Here is a 16,182-nt window from a genome sequence, read left to right on the forward strand (position 1 = left end):
GGCCTTCCGGCTCGGCAGGCACTATACGGTGGAAATGCCGGCGGGCTACCGCCGGCCGCGCCTTTTGCGCGCGGGCCCGCCAGCAGGACAGACCGAGCGATCATGCGCGTATTGGGGATTGAGACGACCTGCGACGAGACGGCGGCCGCGATCGTCTCGCTCGAACGCTCGGGCGAGAGCAGGATCCTGTCGAACGAAGTCCTCAGCCAGATCGCGGCCCATGCCGCCTATGGCGGCGTCGTGCCCGAGATCGCGGCCCGCGCCCATGTCGAGGCGATCGACCGCATCATCGAACGCGCTTTCGCCAAGGCCGGGCTGACGCCGAGCGAGATCGACGCGGTCGCCGCCGCCGCCGGCCCCGGCCTCGTCGGGGGCGTGATGGTCGGCCTGACCGCCGGCAAGGCCATCGCGCTCGCGACAGGCAAACCCTTCATCGCGATCAACCACCTCGAGGCCCATGCGCTCACCGCCCGGCTGACCGACAACCTGTCCTTTCCCTATCTGCTCTTGCTGGTCTCGGGCGGCCATACCCAGTTGCTCGCCGTGCGCGGCGTCGGGGATTATCTCAAGCTCGGCGGCACCATCGACGACGCGGTCGGCGAGGCCTTCGACAAGATCGCCAAGATGCTCGGCCTGCCTTATCCGGGCGGCCCCTCCGTCGAGCGCGAGGCGGCCAAAGGCGATCCCGAGCGCTTCGATTTTCCGCGTCCGCTGCAGGGCCGGCAGAACCCCGATTTTTCCCTCTCGGGCCTGAAGACCGCCGTGCGGCTGGTGGCCGAGCGGATCGCACCGCTCTCCGACAACGACGTGGCGGATCTCTGCGCCTCCTTCCAGGCCGCGATCGTGGATGTGATGGTGGACCGCACCCGCGCCGGCCTGCGCGCCTGCAAGACCGCCGGCATCGCGCCCTCGACGCTGGTCGTCGCCGGCGGCGTCGCCGCCAACCAGGCGATCCGGGCCGGCCTGTCGCGGCTGGCGACGGAGGCAGGCCTGCCCATGGTCGCGCCGCCGCTGAACCTCTGCGGCGACAATGGCGCGATGATCGCCTGGGCGGGTCTCGAGCGGCTGCGCCTCGGCCTGACCGACGACATGTCGGCGATCGCGCGCCCGCGCTGGCCGCTCGACATGCTAGGACCTTCATCGCCTGCGCCGGAGCCGGCGAGCGCGGCATGACCAACGCGCCGGCCTTCTCCGAGATCGGCATCGTCGGGGCCGGTGCCTATGGCGCCGCGCTCGCCATCGCCGCCGCGCGCGCCGGGCGCAATGTGCGGCTCTGGGCGCGCGACCCGCAGGCCGTGGCCGCCATGCGCGAGCGGAGCGAGGCGCCGCGCCTGCCGGGCCTGGCGCTGGGCGAGGCCATCCGGCCGACCGGCGACCTCGCCGAACTCTCCGTCTGCGATGCGCTGATCGTCGCGGTGCCGACCCAGAACCTGCGGGAGGCCTGCCTTGCCATGGCGGCGAGCCTGCCGCGCCGAGCGCCCGTCATCTCCGCTGCCAAGGGCATCGAGCGGGCCAGCGGTCTCTTCGCGACCGAGATCATCGCCCGCAGCTGGCCAGGCGTAGAGACCGCGATCCTCTCCGGCCCGAGCTTCGCCGAGGATATCGGCCGCGGCCTGCCGACCGCCGTGACGCTGGCGGCCACCGTGCCCGGCCTGGCCCAGAGGCTCGCCGAAAGCCTGAGCTCCGCGGCCTTCCGCATCTACCATGCCCGCGACGTGCGCGGCGTCGAGATCGGCGGAGCGGCCAAGAACGTGCTCGCCATCGCTGCCGGCATCGCCATCGGCCTCGGCTTCGGCGAGAGCGCGCGCGCCGCGCTGGTGGCCCGCGGCTTCGCCGAACTGCGCCGCTTCGGCGAGGCCCATGGCGCCGAGCCGGAGACGCTGATGGGGCTTTCGGGCCTGGGCGACGTGATGCTCACCTGCGCTTCCGCCCAATCGCGCAATTTCGCTTATGGCCTGGCGCTGGGCCAGGGCCGGACCCCGGCTGAAGCGGCCGGCGGCAAACTCGCGGAAGGCGCCTTCACCGCCCCGATCCTGGCCGAGATGGCCCGCAGCCGCGACATCGAGATGCCGATCGCCACCGCCGTCGCCGCGATCATCGCCGGCGAAACCGGCGTGCGCGAGGCCGTGGCCGGCCTGCTCGCACGCCCCATCCGCGCGGAAATCTAGGAGACCAGCATGGCCGGAGAGCTTTCCGATCTCAGCAAGCGCATCGCCCGCGGCATCGCAGAGGTGAAGAAGACGACCGGCTCCGAGCTCGTCGCCGAAAGCGGACCCGTGCCGCTCGCAGGGCGGATCGCGACACCGGTGATCCAGCACCGCAAGCGCCGCGCCGAGGGCACGCATCGCTTCGTGCTGATCCTGCCCTTCGGCGAGGGCGAGGTCCGGGTCGAACTGGACCCGAAGGATTACGCGGCACTCACCCGCGAGATGGTGCGGTTCTGGAACGAGCAGGGCGAGGCGGCCTCGCAGCCGCCCGTGCCGCTGAAGGAGGACGAGGCCTGATGGCTCACTGGCTGATCAAATCCGAACCGTCGAAATGGTCTTGGGACCAGCAGGTCGCCGCGGGCGATAAAGGCACGCATTGGGACGGGGTGAAGAACCACACCGCCAAGCTCAACCTGATGGCGATGAAGCAGGGCGAGCAGGTCTTCTTCTACCACTCCAACGAAGGGCTCGACGTCGTCGGCATCGTCGAGGTGATCAAGGAGGCCTATCCCTGGGAGGAGGCCGGCCCGCCCTGGGTGCTGGTCGACTTCAAGGCGGTGAAGCCGATGCCGAAGCCGGTCCCGCTCGCTGCGGTCAAGGCCGAGCCGAAGCTCGCCAAGATGTCTCTCGTCACCTCCTTCCGCCTCTCGGTGCAGCCGGTGACGGATGCCGAATGGGACATCGTCTGCAAGCTCGGCGGGCTCTGATCGCCGTGCCCGGCGGCTTTCGCCGTCCATGCTGCACCGCCGAAAGTCTGTGACACCAAAGTGCGATGGCCCTCCGCCTTGCCGGTCGGGCCGCGCGGATTATGATGCCGCCCAATCGAAGCGATCCGTTGCCGATGGACCGCGCAAGAACGATGGAGCCGGCGCCTCTCGCTCGCGCTCCGCAAGACTAGGGCCGAGGAGAAGCGTTCATGTCCGAGAAGATCTACGACGTCCCCGCCGAGTGGGCGCGCAAGGCCTATCTGGACGACGCCCGATACCAGGAGCTCTATGCCGCCTCGATCGCCGATCCGGACGCCTTCTGGGGCGAGCATGGCAAGCGCATCGACTGGTTCACGCCCTATACCAGGGTCCGCAACAGCAGCTTCGCGCCCGGCGCCGTCTCGATCAAATGGTTCGAGGACGGCATCACCAACGTCGCCCATAACTGCATCGACAGGCATCTCGCCAAGCGCGGCGACCAGGTCGCGATCATCTGGGAGGGCGACGATCCGTCCGAATCCCGCAGCATCACCTATCGCGAGCTTCATGCCGAGGTCGGCAAATTCGCCAATGTGCTGAAGGCCAAGGGCGTCAAGAAGGGCGACCGCGTCACCATCTACCTGCCGATGATCCCGGAAGCCGCCTATGCGATGCTGGCCTGCGCCCGCATCGGTGCCGTCCATTCCGTCGTCTTCGGCGGCTTCTCGCCGGATTCGCTTTCGGGCCGGATCGAGGGCGCGGAATCGGCCGTCGTCATCACCGCCGACGAGGGGCTGCGCGGCGGCCGCAAGGTGCCGCTGAAGGCCAATGTCGATGCCGCCGCCGAGAAGACCGCGGTCGAGACCATCATCGTCGTGCGCCGCACCGGCGGCCCCATCGCGATGCAGGAAGGCCGCGATGTCTGGTATCACGAGGAAGCGGCCAAGGTTTCGGCCGAATGCGCGCCCGAGCCGATGAATGCCGAAGACCCGCTCTTCATCCTCTACACCTCGGGCTCGACCGGCAAACCGAAGGGCGTGCTGCATACCACCGGCGGCTATCTCGTCTATGCCTCGATCACGCATCAATACGTGTTCGACTATCATGACGGCGACATCTACTGGTGCACCGCCGATGTTGGCTGGGTCACCGGCCACAGCTATATCCTCTACGGGCCGCTCGCCAACGGCGCGACGACGCTGATGTTCGAGGGCATCCCGACCTATCCCTCGATCTCCCGTTTCTGGGAGGTCATCGACAAGCACAAGGTCAACACCTTCTACACGGCGCCGACCGCGATCCGCTCGCTGATGGGCGCCGGCGAGGAGCCGGTGAAGACGACCAGCCGCGCCTCGTTGCGCCTGCTGGGCTCCGTCGGCGAACCGATCAATCCGGAAGCCTGGGAGTGGTATCACCGCGTCGTCGGCGACGATCGCTGCCCGATCGTCGACACCTGGTGGCAGACCGAAACCGGCGGCATCCTGATCACCCCGTTGCCGGGCGCCACCCGCCTGAAGCCCGGTTCGGCCACGCGGCCCTTCTTCGGCGTCGAGCCGCAGATCGTCGATGCGGAGGGCAAGGTGCTGGAGGGCGCGACAGAGGGAAATCTCGTCATCGCCGAGAGCTGGCCGGGCCAGATGCGGACGGTCTATGGCGACCACAAGCGCTTCGAGGAGACCTACTTCTCCACCTATCCGAACAAGTACTTCACCGGGGACGGCTGCCGGCGCGACGCCGACGGCTATTACTGGATCACCGGCCGCGTCGATGACGTGATCAACGTCTCCGGCCACCGCATGGGGACGGCCGAGGTCGAATCCTCGCTCGTCGCCCATCCCAAGGTTTCGGAGGCGGCGGTCGTCGGCTACCCGCACGACATCAAGGGCCAGGGCATCTACGCCTATGTCACGCTGATGGCCGGGGAGGAGGCGACAGAGGCGCTGCGCAAGGAGCTGGTCGCCTGGGTGCGCAAGGATATCGGACCGATCGCCTCTCCGGACCTCATCCAGTTCGCCCCCGGCCTGCCCAAGACCCGTTCGGGCAAGATCATGCGCCGCATCCTGCGCAAGATCGCGGAGGACGAATTCGGCGCGCTGGGGGACACCTCGACCCTGGCCGACCCCGGTGTGGTCGACGACCTGATCGAGCACCGCCAGAACAAGCGCAAGGCCGGCTGACGCGCCCGCACCGGCCAGGCTTTGGCAGCCCGCAGAGCCCTGTCGCACGCAAGACGAGGCGCGCCGCCCGCGACGCGCCTTTTTCGCTTCGACACGGGAACCCGGGGGCTTGCGGCGGGTTCGCAAGCGGGGCGCTGTGCGCTACAGCGTTGTCATGCCGCGTTCATCGGGATGAAGCGACGATGACGCAGAGTTTGGCGGGTGGGAGCGGATGCGCTGCATGAAGACGGATGCCAAGAGCATGACAACGGCCAGGAGCTTTGCGAGCACGTTCGCGAAGACCGCGGCGCTGCTTCCGCTGCTGGCGCTGACCGCCTGTGCCGGCTCCCAGCGCTTCTCCAGTCCAACTGCGAGCGCGCCGTCCTACAGCCAGCCGCTGCCGCCCGCTCCCGCGATCAGCTCGGCCCCCGTAACCTCGGAGCCGCTGCCGCCTCCGGGCGGTTATCCCGCCGCGCCGTCCTCGGCCACGGCCGGCGGCGCTCTGCCCCCGCCGCAGGACCCCTATTACACCCCTGCCCCCGGCATGCCGCCGGGCCAGCCACCGCTGGCCGGGCAGCCCGGAGTGCCCCCCGCGGCCGCTCCCTCGGCGCCGGTCGCGGCGGGCGGGCAGGTCGCAGGGCTGGGGCCCGCCCCCACCGCGAGCCCGCCGGCCAGCTCCCGCCCCAGCGGCCGCGACGGGCTGATCGGCGGCTGGACGGCGCGCGAAGCGACCGGCGGCACCTGCCGCGTCGTTCTGTCCAGCACGCCGACGCTCGATCTCTACCGCGCCTCGGCGTCGGGCTGCGCCAACCGCGATCTGCAGAAGATCTCGGCCTGGGATTATCGCGACGGCGAGGTCTATCTCTACCAGCAGGGCGGCACGGTAGCCGCCCGCCTGCGTTCGTCGGGCGGTGGGCTCGACGGCGCCGTCACCAAATCCGGCGCCTCGCTCTCGATGAACCGCTGAGTCCCTCGACCATCGCGTGTCCGAAGGCACGCGATCGCGACGTTCGAGAAACGGGTCGGCCCCCTGAGGCGGTGGCGCCTCAGGGGGCCAGAGCGCGCACGAACAGCCGCGCCGGCCAGAAGCGCGACTGAATCGTCAGGGCCAGCGTCGCGAAGCCCTGCGCGTGGTCCAGCGCCTCGTCGAGCACGGTGAAGGGCGTCGGCCCGCCTGTGGCGATCACGCCCTCGACATCGCTGTATCCGCCGACGAGATCGGCCTCGAACTTGGCTGCCAGTCGCCGCATCGCCGCGTTCTGCGGCAGGCAGGTGAGGTACAGCGTGCGGATGCCGCGATTGCGCGCGGCCGTGATCAGCCGCTCGAACAGCGCGCCGCCGATCCCGCGGCGGCGCCAGCCCCCCTCGACGCTGAAGGCCGCCTCGCCGCTGCGATCGGCGATATCCTCCAGCCCGCGCAACTCGGCAGCACCCCGCACGATGCCGTCTTCGAGATAGGCATAGACGATGCCGCCGACCCCGAAGGTGGTGACGGCGTAATTCTGCAGGAATGCGTCGTTCACCGCCGTGCCGAACCGCTGCCTGCGGGTCAGCGGGTCGAGCCGCAGCAGGTGCTCGATGAACACTTCGCGCTCGGAGAGCCAGAGCCGGCGGAATTCACCTCGACCGAACGAAGCGGCCGTCAACGTCATGTCTTTCACGTTCTCATCTCCCGAACCGCGCAGCGCGCTATCGAACAGGAGGCGTTCTTCCCTAGAGCCTTGCTTGGCCGGCTCCATCGCAAAGCGCGACGGAGCCGTGCGCGAGGCTCACATTGCGTCTGATCGCGGCTTTTCCAAGATCGAAATGACGGCAGTCATGCCTTTTGTCGGCGCAGAACCATCCTGACTGCCAAGAATTGATGCAATCATGCAGGCTCTTCGTCTGCGTTGATCTGGGGACGGCGCGGAAAAAAGCACTGTCGGCCACGAAAATCCCATGCAATAATTTCATCGTCACCCCGATGACGGCGCGCCCGGCATGAGCTAAGTTGCGGGCTCCCGGTCACTCCAGTCCTGAAGCTCCATGTTCGATCGTCGCAAGCCTGCTGCTGCCCAGCCTTTCGTCACGCACGAAAATATCGAAGCCAAGATCAAGTGGTTCGACCCTGAGAAGGGGTTCGGTTTCGCCTCGCCGTCGGACGGCTCTGGCGACGTCTTCCTGCATGTGTCCGCGATTGGCCCGCTCGATCAGCAGGACCTTCAGCCGGGTGCCACCATCATCGTCGACCTCGGCGAAGGTCGCCGCGGCCTGCAGGTCGTCACGGTCCATGAGATCGACGCCTCGACCGCGACCCCGGGCGGCGCCTCCGCCCCGCGCGGTTTCGCGCCCCGTCCCCCGCGCGACCAGTTCGGCGGCGGCGGCTTCGACCGCGGTGACCGCGGGGGTTATGGCGGTGATCGCGGCGGCTTCGGCGGCGACCGTGGCGGCTTCGGCGGCGGCGATCGCGGCCCGCGTGGCGGCGGCGGCTTCCAGGATCGCGACAGCGGCCCGCTGGAAGGCCCCTATGACGGCGCCGTCAAATTCTTCAACTCGGAACGCGGTTTCGGCTTCATCGCGCCGGACAAGGGTGGGCCGGACGTGTTCCTGCACGTCTCCTCGCTGAGCCGCAGCGGCCTGCAGCCGCCGATGGACGGCCAGCGCGTGCGCTTCTCGATCCGTGCCGGCCGCAAGGGCCCGGAAGCGGCGAACGTCAGCTTCATCTGAGACGAAACCGTCTCACGACGGCATTCTCACCCGCCGGCCAAGCCGGCGGGTTTTTTCATGGAAACGAGGAGGCGGTGTCAGACCCGCTCCAGCGGCCGGTGCGTCCCGCTCGGCAGCGTCACCGTGATCGGATCGCCGGGGCGCACCTCGCCCCCTTCCAATACGATCCCCATCACCCCCGCCTTGCGGATGATCCGGCCCTCGCCATCGCGGACGAGCACCGCCTTGAGGAGGCCGGGCCGGAAGGCATCGATCTGAGCGCAGGGGTTGCGCAGGCCCGTGATCTCCACGCAGGCGGTCTCGCCCAGCCGCAGCCGGGCGCCGGTCGGCAGGCCGAGCAGGTCGATCCCTCGGGTCAGGACATTCTCACCCATGTCACCCGGCGCGACGCCGAAGCCCGCAGCGTTCAGCTCCTCCAGCAATTCCGCGTGGAGGAGATGGACCTGTCTCAGATTGGGCTGCGTCGGATCGATGGCGACGCGCGAGCGATGCTTCACCGTCTCACCGCAATGGGCGTCCCCCGCCACGCCGAGTCCCTTCAGCAGCGATATCGCGCCGAGCACCGGCTTGCTGAAGCGATGGCCCTTCGCCGCGCTCACAGAAATCACCATCGCCGTCATGCACCCCCCCCGGAACGTCCTCGCATCGGCCGTTGAAAAGCGAAAGCCGGCCCCGCATGGCGGAACCGGCTGAATCGCAGCGCCTGCCTGCATCGGCAAGCTCAGTGGCCGTCGTCGCCTTCGAGCCCGCCGACATGCTTCTGCGTGTAGAGTTCGAGACCGATCCGGCCGATCAGGTCGAGCTGGGTCTCGAGGAAGTCGATATGGCCTTCCTCATCCTTCATCAGCGCCTTGAACAGGTCTTCCGACGGATAGTCCCCGATCTCGCGGCAGTAGCGGGCCGCTTCCTGATAGAGCGCGCGCGCCTCGACCTCGGCGGCCAGATCGCACTCGATGACCTCCTTGACGTTCTCGCCGATGCGCAGCTGGTCCAGCGTCTGCAAATTCGGGAAACCTTCGAGGAAGAGGATGCGATCGACGAAACGGTCGGCATGGACCATTTCCTCGATGGATTCCTTCTTCCACGTCTTGGCCATCTCCTTCAGCCCCCAATTGTCGAGCATCCGGTAGTGAAGCCAGTACTGATTGATCGCGGTGAGTTCCGAGCGAAGACCTCTATTCAGGTATTCGATGACTTTTTTATCACCCTGCACGGGAATGCTCCTCGCCTACCCAATGATACGGACGAGAAGCTAAGAGAGACTTGAACAATTGGAAAGAAAAAAATGCAGCTCGTCGCAGGATGGCGCCGAGAGGTCCCCTGCACGGGCCGTCCGACCGGCGCGCGGAAGCCTCAGGCCGCGGCCGAGTCCAGCCGCGGCAGATCGTCCAGCATCTTGCCGACGCTGACATGGACGGCGCAGGCGATGTCGCGGCTGGCGCAGCTGCCGCACTGGCTCGCGCAACCCGCCCGCGCCTCGGCCAGCAGGGCCCTCACGGCGCGCGCGCAGCGCCCGCAATCGGGGCTGCAGCCGAGACAGTCATAGGCCTCGCCCGCCGTCTTGGGACCGCTGCCATCGGCGGCGATCGTGCCCTTGATCTGGCGACAGGAGATGACGTTGCAGGAACAGACGATCATCGGCGGACCATCCCGGCTTTCGGGGTCAAGCGTGCTGGCCGGAAACCCGCTTGCGCTCGACGATGGTGCCATCGGCCTGGCGCAGGCGAACGATGACCTCGACGGATGCGATCTCCATACCCTCGGGCGCCTCGGGCAGCCCCGAGACCTGGATCATCGAGCCCGGGATGTCGGTCACCGTCTCATCATCCTCGTTGTAGAAGTGATGGTGCTCGGAGACGTTGGTGTCGAAGAAGGTCTTCGGCCCGGAGACGGACACCTGCCGCAGCAGCCCCGCTTCCGAGAACTGGCGCAGCGTGTTGTAGACGGTCGCCAGCGAGAGCGGCTCGCGCGCGCGCAGCGCCTCCTCATAGAGCATCTCGGCGCTGACATGTCGGTCGCCCTTGGCGAAGAGCAGCCAGCCCAGCGCCATGCGCTGGCGCGTCGGCCGCAGGCCGGCGGTGCGCAGCCGCGCCTTCACCGAACTGATCGGGCAGGAGGTCGGGCTCTTCTGCGGCCACGGAATATGCTCCGCCGCCACGGCCTGCCGCTCGCGATCCTTTCCGCCCAACATGCTCATTCCAAACGCCTTCCCAAACGCCTCGTCTCGCGCCATCCGCCCGGCGCCACAGTTTAGAAATCGTCTAAACTGCTGATATTGTTAACATATTTGACGCATGGCCCGGGTTAAGTCAATGGCGACGACGTCGCAGCCCTGTCGCAGGCCATCGGCGCGAGCGGTGCTGCGGCGCCTCCGGCGTCAGTGCCCCGCTCCGGCGGCTCCGGGCTTGGGCGCGGGCGGCTTGCGCAGGAACAGCGTCAGGACCACGAGCACGACGAAGATGCCCGTCAGCGCCAAGAAGACGTCGCCGAACGCCAGGATCATCGCCTGCTTGTGCGCCCGCTGGCTGATCACCTGGAGCGCCATGGTCTGCGCGGCATCGCCGAAATCGGCGAAATTGCGCGCAGTGTTGGCGATCGCCTCCTCAGCCACCTGCCGGCCGGCGGAGACCATCGCGTGCAGCCGGGTGATGTGCAGATCGGTTCGTGTGTTCAGCAGGGTATTGATGACCGCGAGCCCGACCGCGCCGCCCAGATTGCGGGTGAGATTGTAGAGGCCGGAGGCGTTCTTCAGCTGCTGCGGCGGCAGTGAGCCCAGGGCGATGTTGTTGATCGGGACCATGCACAGCATCAGCCCGCAACCGCGCAGCACCTGCGGCCAGAGCAGCTCGTGGAAATCCCAGTCCGAGGTGATGTGCGAGGCGATCCAGGTGCCGAAGCCGAAGAGGCTGAAGCCGATCATCATCATGATGCGCGGATCGAGCTTGGCCGAAAGGCGGCCGGCGATCGGCGCCATCAGGAACATGCACAGGCCCGTGACGAACATCGTCTCGCCGATCATCAGCGCGTCATAGCCGCGGATGCGCCCGAGATAGACCGGATAGAGATAGGTCAGCCCGTAAAGGCCGATGCCCATGCAGAAGGAGAACAGCGAGCCGAAGGCGAAATTCCGGTCCTTGAAGGCATAGAGATCCACCAGCGGATCATCGCGCGTGAGCGCCCGCCAGAAGAACACCACCGCCCCGACCACCATCACCACCGAAAAGACGACGATCTCCTCGCTCTCGAACCAGTCCAGCCGCGTACCCTCCTCGAGCACATATTCGAGGCTGCCGAGAAAGGCCGCCATGCTGCCAAGGCCCAGCCAGTCGAAGCGCTTAAGCAGGCCGTGATCGGGCTTGTCGAAATCGATCAGTGTCCAGGCCGCGATCGTCACGCCGATGCCGGGCACGACATTGACGAGAAACAGCCAGTGCCAGGAAAAGGCGTTGCTGAGATAGCCGCCCACGGTCGGGCCGATGGTGGGCGCCAGCGTGGCGACGAGACCGATGATCGGCGAGACGATCGGCCGCTTCGACGGCGGGAAGATCGTAAAGGCCGCCGCAAAGACGCCCGGGATCATGCCGCCGCCGATGAAGCCCTGCACCGCGCGCCACAGGATCATCTCGTTGATCGAGGAGGACATGGCGCACAGCACGCTGGAGATGGTGAAGCCCGCTGCCGCTATCGAAAAGAACACCCGCGTCGAGAGCGCCCGGCTGAGATAGCCCGAGAGCGGGATCATGATGACTTCGGCAATGAGATACGCCGTCTGCACCCAGGCGATCTCGTCCGAGGAGGCCGAAAGCCCGGCCTGGATCTCCGCCAGCGAGGCCGAGACGATCTGGATGTCCAGGATCGCCATGAACATGCCGAACACCATGGCGATGAAGGCGAAGATGCGCCGCATCGGGATGGCATCGGGGGCCGGCCGTCCGGCGGGGCTATCGAGCGTCGCAGTGGCCATGGCGGCCTGTCCTCGTTGCGAACCGCGCCGTCGTCCCGAGACGATGCGGCAGCGGATGCGGATTCTCGCCGGCATCGACCGGCACAGTTCAAACCGCTGGCGGCCGGCCCGTCCCGCGCCCGACAGGGCGAAGACAGCGCCGTTCAGCGCTGCTTTTCGGAGCGCGGATCGATCGAGACCACGACCGACATGCCGGGCCGCAGCAGATGGCGCGCCGTCTCGGCCTTGTCGAGCGTCAGCCGCACCGGCACGCGCTGCACGATCTTGGTGAAATTGCCGGTGGCATTGTCGGGCGGCAGCAGCGTGAAGACCGACCCCGTGCCGCCGGCGATGCCGCTCACCGTGCCGTGGAAGACCTGGTCCGGCAGCGCATCGACCCTGATCGTCGCCTTGTCGCCGATCTTCAGCGGCGCGATCTGCGTCTCCTTGAAATTGGCGTCGACATAGACCTGATCGAGCGGGACGATCGACATCAGCCTCTTGCCGGAGCTGACGAGGTCACCGAGCTGCACATTCGTATTGGCGACGACGCCGTCGATCGGCGCGTTGATGCGGGTGAAACCGAGATCGCGCTCGGCCTTCTGCTCGGCCACCTTGAGCTCGTCGATCTGGCGCGCGGCCTCCAGATGCTGCGCCTGCAGCACCTTGATATTGGCATCGGCCTGCGCGACCCCGGCCTTGGCGCTCACCAGCGAGGCCTGCGCCTGGTCGCGCGCGGCGGTGGCGGCATCGAGGGTCGCCTGCGAGCCATAGGACTTGGCCGCCAGGCTGCTGGCACGCTCGTAATCGGCGCTGGTCCGGGTGACGGCCGCCTCGGCCGATACCTGCTGGGCCTGCGCCTGCTGCAGGGCTGCGCGCCCGGCCTCGATCTGGCTGTCGATCCGGGCCAGGGTCGCGCGCGCCGTCGCGGTCTTGGCGCGGGCGCTGTCGAGCGCGATGCGCCAATCGCCGTCGTCGAGCGTGACCAGCGGCTGGCCGGCCTTCACTTCCTGGTTCTGCACGACGCCGACCGTCGCGATATTGGCGGCGAGCTTGGCCGAAACGGTCGCCATCTCGGCCCCGACATAAGCGTCGTCGGTCGAAACGATGAAGCGGCCATTGCGCCACCAGTCGATCCCGTACCAGAGTCCGGCGCCGACCGCCGCCACGCCGATCAGCATCAGCGCGCCACGCTTCAATGCGCTGCCCCCCTGCTTCGTCTCCGCTTTCGTCCCGCCAGCGGGGGCTGACTGCTCCTGCGCCGGGGCCTGTCTCTGCTCGCGTGCGATGGACGGCTCGGATTGCGGGCTCTCGGCCGCGGGATCGACGAGTTTCAGGCGATCGCGGCGCGGTTCGGAAACGGTATCGGCAGACATGGCGCGTCCTGCGTTCAATTCGAACCAAGCGGTTCGATGGCGCTTGAATTAGCGCGGGCTTTGACGCATATCAAGCTCGATCGAACCACTTGGTTCGATTCTTTCTCATGCCTGCGGCGAGCGGTCGCACCCTGCCCACGGACCATGCACAGCAATTCCGAACCGATCGTAAAGACAGGCGCTCGAAACCGGCGCATCGCCGGCACCGATCCCGACAAGCGGCGGCAGATTCTGGACGGCGCCTTGCAGGTCTTCACCGCGCGCGGCTTCGACGCGGCCAGCATGAGCGACATCGCGGCGGCGGCGCAGGTCTCCAAGGGCACGCTCTACGTCTATTTCGAGGACAAGGAGCATCTCTTCGTCGCGCTGATCCAGCGCGAGCGCGAAGCGCAGAAGCGCACGGCCGTCGAGGCCCTGAACGACGATGCGGACCCCAGGCGCGGCCTCGCCAATTTCGGGCGTTGCATCGCCCGCATGATCAACAGCGAACTCGCCGTCAGCGCCCATCGCGTCGTGATCGGCGTGGCCGAGCGCATGCCGGAGCTCGGCAGGGAGTTCTACGAAAAGGGCCCGATGCTCGGCTCCCTGCAACTCGCCGGCTATCTCGACCGCAGGGTCGCAGAGGGCCAGCTCGAGATCGAGGACACCTATCTCGCTGCGGTGCAGTTTCTCGATCTGTGCCAGAGCACACTGACCCGGCCGCGGCTGTTCAACGCCGTACCTACCCCGCCCAGCGAGGACGAGATCGGTAGGGTGGTCGATTCGGCGGTCGCGATGTTCATGGCCCGCTACGGGACCGCGCTCGCTTGATCGCCTTGGGAGCGGTTTGAGCATCGACGATAGACTGAAGCTGCGCCGGCGCGGGCGCATCGCTCAGCGCCCCAGGATCGCCCTCGCCCGGACGCGCTCGCGATGCGCGGTATAGAGGCCCGATGCGGCGATGATGGCGGCGCCGACCCAGGTCCACAGATCCGGTAGGCTCCCGAAGAGCAGGAAGCCGAAGACGGATGCCCAGACCAGTTGGATATAGGAGAGCGGCGCGAGCAGCGAGGCGCCCGCATGGCGGAAGGATGTGATCACCAGCCAGTGCCCGGCGGTCGAGACCGCGCCGATGAACAGCCCGACCGAGGCGATCTGCGCCGTCGGCGGCACCCAGTGCAGCGGCAGCAGCAGCGTCGCGACCACGGCGCCGAACACCGTGGAGAACGTCAGGGTCGCCAGCGGATTCTCGGTCCCACTCATCAACCGGGTGATGATCAGCGACAGCGCCCAGGCGAGCGCCGAGAGCACAGGGAGCAGCGAGGCGGGCTGAAAGCCGCTCCCGCCGGGCCTCACCACGATGAGCACACCGATCAGCCCCGTGATGGTCGCCAGCCAGCGGCGCCAGCCTACCCTCTCGCCCAGCAGCGGCATCGCCAGCGCCGTGACGAACAGCGGCGCGACGAAGCCCGTCGCCGTGGCATCGGCGATCGCCAGCGAGCGCAGCGAGGACACGAAGAAGATCGAGGCGGCGATGGCGGCCAGCCCCCGCAGCAGTTGCAGGCCGGGGCGCTTCGTGCGCAGCGGCGCCTGGCCGCGTTGCGCGGCGACGATCGCAAGAAGGATCGCGGCCGATGTGATGTAGCGCAGCCAGACGATGTGCAGCGCCGGCACATCCGCGGCCAGATATTTCGAGGCCGCATCGCCCGCCGACAGGAACACCGTCGCCACCAGCATGATCGCCATGCCGACGAAAGCATTCTCGCGCCTCGGCGAAGCGGGCGGCGCAAGCGCAGCGGTCTCGGGCAGATCGGGCTGGGGCAAAGAGAGGTCCGGGGTGCGAAAGGCGGGCGGGCCGGTGCAAAGCGATACGCATCGGCTCGCGCAATCTAGCCGCTGTGCCGGCGAGCCGCTGCGCAAACTCGGCGCAGCGCGCATGCGCGGGGCCGGCACGCGCCCCGTGCCGCCGCCGAGGACCGAAGATGACAGGACGGGCCCGGCGCGGGCCCGTCCGCTACCGGCCGAAGCCGGACCGTCTCAGGCCGCCTGCTTGCGCGGCTGGATCAGCTTGCGGTTGACCAGCACCTCGGCGATCTGGATCGCGTTGAGCGCGGCGCCCTTGCGCAGATTGTCCGAGACGCACCAGAAGGCGAGGCCGTTCTCGACGGTCGAATCCTCGCGGATGCGCGAGATATAGGTCGCATCCTCGCCGGCGGCCTCGTGCGGGGTGATGTAGCCGCCGGGCTCGTGCTTATCGATGACCAGAATGCCCGGCGCAGTGCGCAGCACCTCGCGCGCCTCCTCGGCGGTCACCGGCTTCTCGCACTCGATGTTGACGCTCTCCGAATGGCCGATGAAGACCGGCACGCGCACGCAGGTCGCGGTCAGCTTGATCTTGGGGTCGAGGATCTTCTTGGTCTCGACCATCATCTTCCACTCTTCCTTGGTGAAGCCGTCTTCCATGAAGACGTCGATCTGCGGGATGAGGTTGAAGGAGATCCGCTTGGGGAACTTCTTGGTGGTGACCTCGCCGGCCGAGAACACGGCGCGGGTCTGGTTGAAGAGCTCGTCCATGCCCTCCTTGCCGGCGCCGGAGACCGACTGGTAGGTCGAGACGACGACGCGCTTGACGCCGAAGCGCTCATGCAGCGGCTTCAGCGCCACGACCAGCTGCGCAGTCGAGCAGTTCGGGTTGGCGATGATGTTCATCTTGGTGAAGCCCGCGGCGGCGGCCGCGTTCACCTCGGGCACGATCAGCGGCACGTCGGGATGGGTGCGCCAGGCCGAGGAATTATCGATCACGACGCAACCCTGCGCGCCGATCTTGGGGGACCATTCCTTCGAGATCTCGCCGCCGGCCGACATCAGGCAGATATCGGTGTCGGAGAAATCGTGATGCTCGAGCGCCTTCACCTTCAGCGTCTTGTCACCGAACGAGACCTCGGTGCCGACCGAGCGCGTTGAGGCCAGGGCCACGACTTCTGAAACGGGGAAGGCGCGCTCGGCGAGGATGTCCAGCATCTCGCGGCCCACATTGCCGGTGGCCCCGGCGACTGCGACCTTGAAGCTCATCTGATCAGATCCTTTGCGGATGGTACGGTTCGGATCTCCCTTTGGGAGCCGCCCGGC

17 protein-coding genes are annotated in these 16,182 nt (G+C 67.6%); 8 read left to right on the top strand and 9 right to left on the bottom strand.

Features of this window, described 5'->3' with window-relative positions; all coding sequences use genetic code 11:
* Positions 1 to 102 precede the first annotated feature (102 nt).
* The 6 genes from tsaD (at position 103) to ACOJTB_RS00545 (ending at position 6,016) form a co-directional block, all read left to right on the top strand.
* Positions 103 to 1,173, top strand: a complete 1,071-nt coding sequence (gene tsaD, locus ACOJTB_RS00520; RefSeq protein WP_420100550.1) for a tRNA (adenosine(37)-N6)-threonylcarbamoyltransferase complex transferase subunit TsaD — start codon at positions 103 to 105, stop codon at positions 1,171 to 1,173.
* On the top strand, positions 1,170 to 2,168 hold the full coding sequence (locus ACOJTB_RS00525) for an NAD(P)H-dependent glycerol-3-phosphate dehydrogenase (RefSeq protein ID WP_420100551.1): 999 nt from the start codon (positions 1,170 to 1,172) through the stop codon (positions 2,166 to 2,168). The genes tsaD and ACOJTB_RS00525 overlap by 4 nt, the downstream gene beginning before the upstream one ends.
* 9 nt (positions 2,169 to 2,177) lie before the next feature.
* The gene (locus ACOJTB_RS00530) at positions 2,178 to 2,504 is read left to right on the top strand and encodes a hypothetical protein (RefSeq protein ID WP_420100552.1); all 327 of its coding nucleotides are present in this window, start codon (positions 2,178 to 2,180) and stop codon (positions 2,502 to 2,504) included.
* The gene (locus tag ACOJTB_RS00535) at positions 2,504 to 2,914 is read left to right on the top strand and encodes an EVE domain-containing protein (RefSeq protein WP_420100553.1); all 411 of its coding nucleotides are present in this window, start codon (positions 2,504 to 2,506) and stop codon (positions 2,912 to 2,914) included. Before ACOJTB_RS00530 ends, ACOJTB_RS00535 begins: the two co-directional genes overlap by 1 nt.
* Positions 2,915 to 3,123: 209 nt before the next feature.
* Positions 3,124 to 5,070 carry an acetate--CoA ligase gene (gene acs / locus ACOJTB_RS00540; protein WP_420100554.1) on the top strand — a complete coding sequence of 649 codons (1,947 nt, stop codon included), beginning with the start codon at positions 3,124 to 3,126 and terminating at the stop codon, positions 5,068 to 5,070.
* 241 nt (positions 5,071 to 5,311) lie between these two features.
* On the top strand, positions 5,312 to 6,016 hold the full coding sequence (locus ACOJTB_RS00545; RefSeq protein WP_420100555.1) for an AprI/Inh family metalloprotease inhibitor: 705 nt from the start codon (positions 5,312 to 5,314) through the stop codon (positions 6,014 to 6,016).
* 79 nt (positions 6,017 to 6,095) lie between these two features.
* On the opposite strand, the gene ACOJTB_RS00550 is transcribed toward ACOJTB_RS00545, so the two are convergent.
* Positions 6,096 to 6,788, bottom strand: coding sequence for a GNAT family N-acetyltransferase (locus ACOJTB_RS00550; RefSeq protein ID WP_420100556.1), 693 nt, complete (start codon positions 6,786 to 6,788; stop codon positions 6,096 to 6,098).
* A 286-nt stretch (positions 6,789 to 7,074) separates the two neighbouring features.
* On the opposite strand from ACOJTB_RS00550, the gene ACOJTB_RS00555 reads away from it, so the two are divergent.
* Positions 7,075 to 7,755 (top strand): cold-shock protein, encoded by a 681-nt coding sequence (locus ACOJTB_RS00555; protein WP_420100557.1) that lies wholly within the window; start codon positions 7,075 to 7,077, stop codon positions 7,753 to 7,755.
* A 77-nt stretch (positions 7,756 to 7,832) separates the two neighbouring features.
* On the opposite strand, the gene ACOJTB_RS00560 is transcribed toward ACOJTB_RS00555, so the two are convergent.
* The 6 genes from ACOJTB_RS00560 to ACOJTB_RS00585 form a co-directional block, all read right to left on the bottom strand.
* A complete protein-coding gene (locus tag ACOJTB_RS00560; RefSeq protein WP_420100558.1) occupies positions 7,833 to 8,375 on the bottom strand; it encodes an MOSC domain-containing protein in 543 nt (180 codons plus the stop codon).
* A 101-nt stretch (positions 8,376 to 8,476) separates the two neighbouring features.
* Positions 8,477 to 8,968, bottom strand: a complete 492-nt coding sequence (bfr, locus tag ACOJTB_RS00565; protein ID WP_420100559.1) for a bacterioferritin — start codon at positions 8,966 to 8,968, stop codon at positions 8,477 to 8,479.
* A gap of 140 nt (positions 8,969 to 9,108) precedes the next feature.
* The gene (locus tag ACOJTB_RS00570) at positions 9,109 to 9,393 is read right to left on the bottom strand and encodes a (2Fe-2S)-binding protein (protein WP_420100560.1); all 285 of its coding nucleotides are present in this window, start codon (positions 9,391 to 9,393) and stop codon (positions 9,109 to 9,111) included.
* A gap of 25 nt (positions 9,394 to 9,418) precedes the next feature.
* Positions 9,419 to 9,952, bottom strand: coding sequence for an iron response transcriptional regulator IrrA (irrA, locus tag ACOJTB_RS00575; RefSeq protein WP_420100561.1), 534 nt, complete (start codon positions 9,950 to 9,952; stop codon positions 9,419 to 9,421).
* A gap of 180 nt (positions 9,953 to 10,132) precedes the next feature.
* On the bottom strand, positions 10,133 to 11,719 hold the full coding sequence (locus tag ACOJTB_RS00580) for a DHA2 family efflux MFS transporter permease subunit (protein ID WP_420100562.1): 1,587 nt from the start codon (positions 11,717 to 11,719) through the stop codon (positions 10,133 to 10,135).
* A gap of 143 nt (positions 11,720 to 11,862) precedes the next feature.
* On the bottom strand, positions 11,863 to 13,074 hold the full coding sequence (locus tag ACOJTB_RS00585; RefSeq protein WP_420100563.1) for an efflux RND transporter periplasmic adaptor subunit: 1,212 nt from the start codon (positions 13,072 to 13,074) through the stop codon (positions 11,863 to 11,865).
* Positions 13,075 to 13,218: 144 nt separating this feature from the next.
* Here ACOJTB_RS00585 and ACOJTB_RS00590 point away from each other — a divergent pair, with 144 nt between their 5' ends.
* On the top strand, positions 13,219 to 13,884 hold the full coding sequence (locus tag ACOJTB_RS00590) for a TetR/AcrR family transcriptional regulator (RefSeq protein WP_420100564.1): 666 nt from the start codon (positions 13,219 to 13,221) through the stop codon (positions 13,882 to 13,884).
* Between the two features lie 63 nt (positions 13,885 to 13,947).
* Here the strand turns inward: ACOJTB_RS00590 and ACOJTB_RS00595 are convergent, their stop codons facing one another.
* Positions 13,948 to 14,799, bottom strand: coding sequence for a DMT family transporter (locus ACOJTB_RS00595; protein WP_420100565.1), 852 nt, complete (start codon positions 14,797 to 14,799; stop codon positions 13,948 to 13,950).
* 291 nt (positions 14,800 to 15,090) lie between these two features.
* Positions 15,091 to 16,125: an aspartate-semialdehyde dehydrogenase gene (locus tag ACOJTB_RS00600; protein ID WP_420100566.1), complete on the bottom strand. Its 1,035-nt coding sequence runs from the start codon at positions 16,123 to 16,125 to the stop codon at positions 15,091 to 15,093.
* Positions 16,126 to 16,182: the final 57 nt, after the last annotated feature.

The sequence above is a fragment of the Allobosea sp. genome (assembly GCF_048595345.1).
GTDB lineage: Bacteria > Pseudomonadota > Alphaproteobacteria > Rhizobiales > Beijerinckiaceae > Allobosea.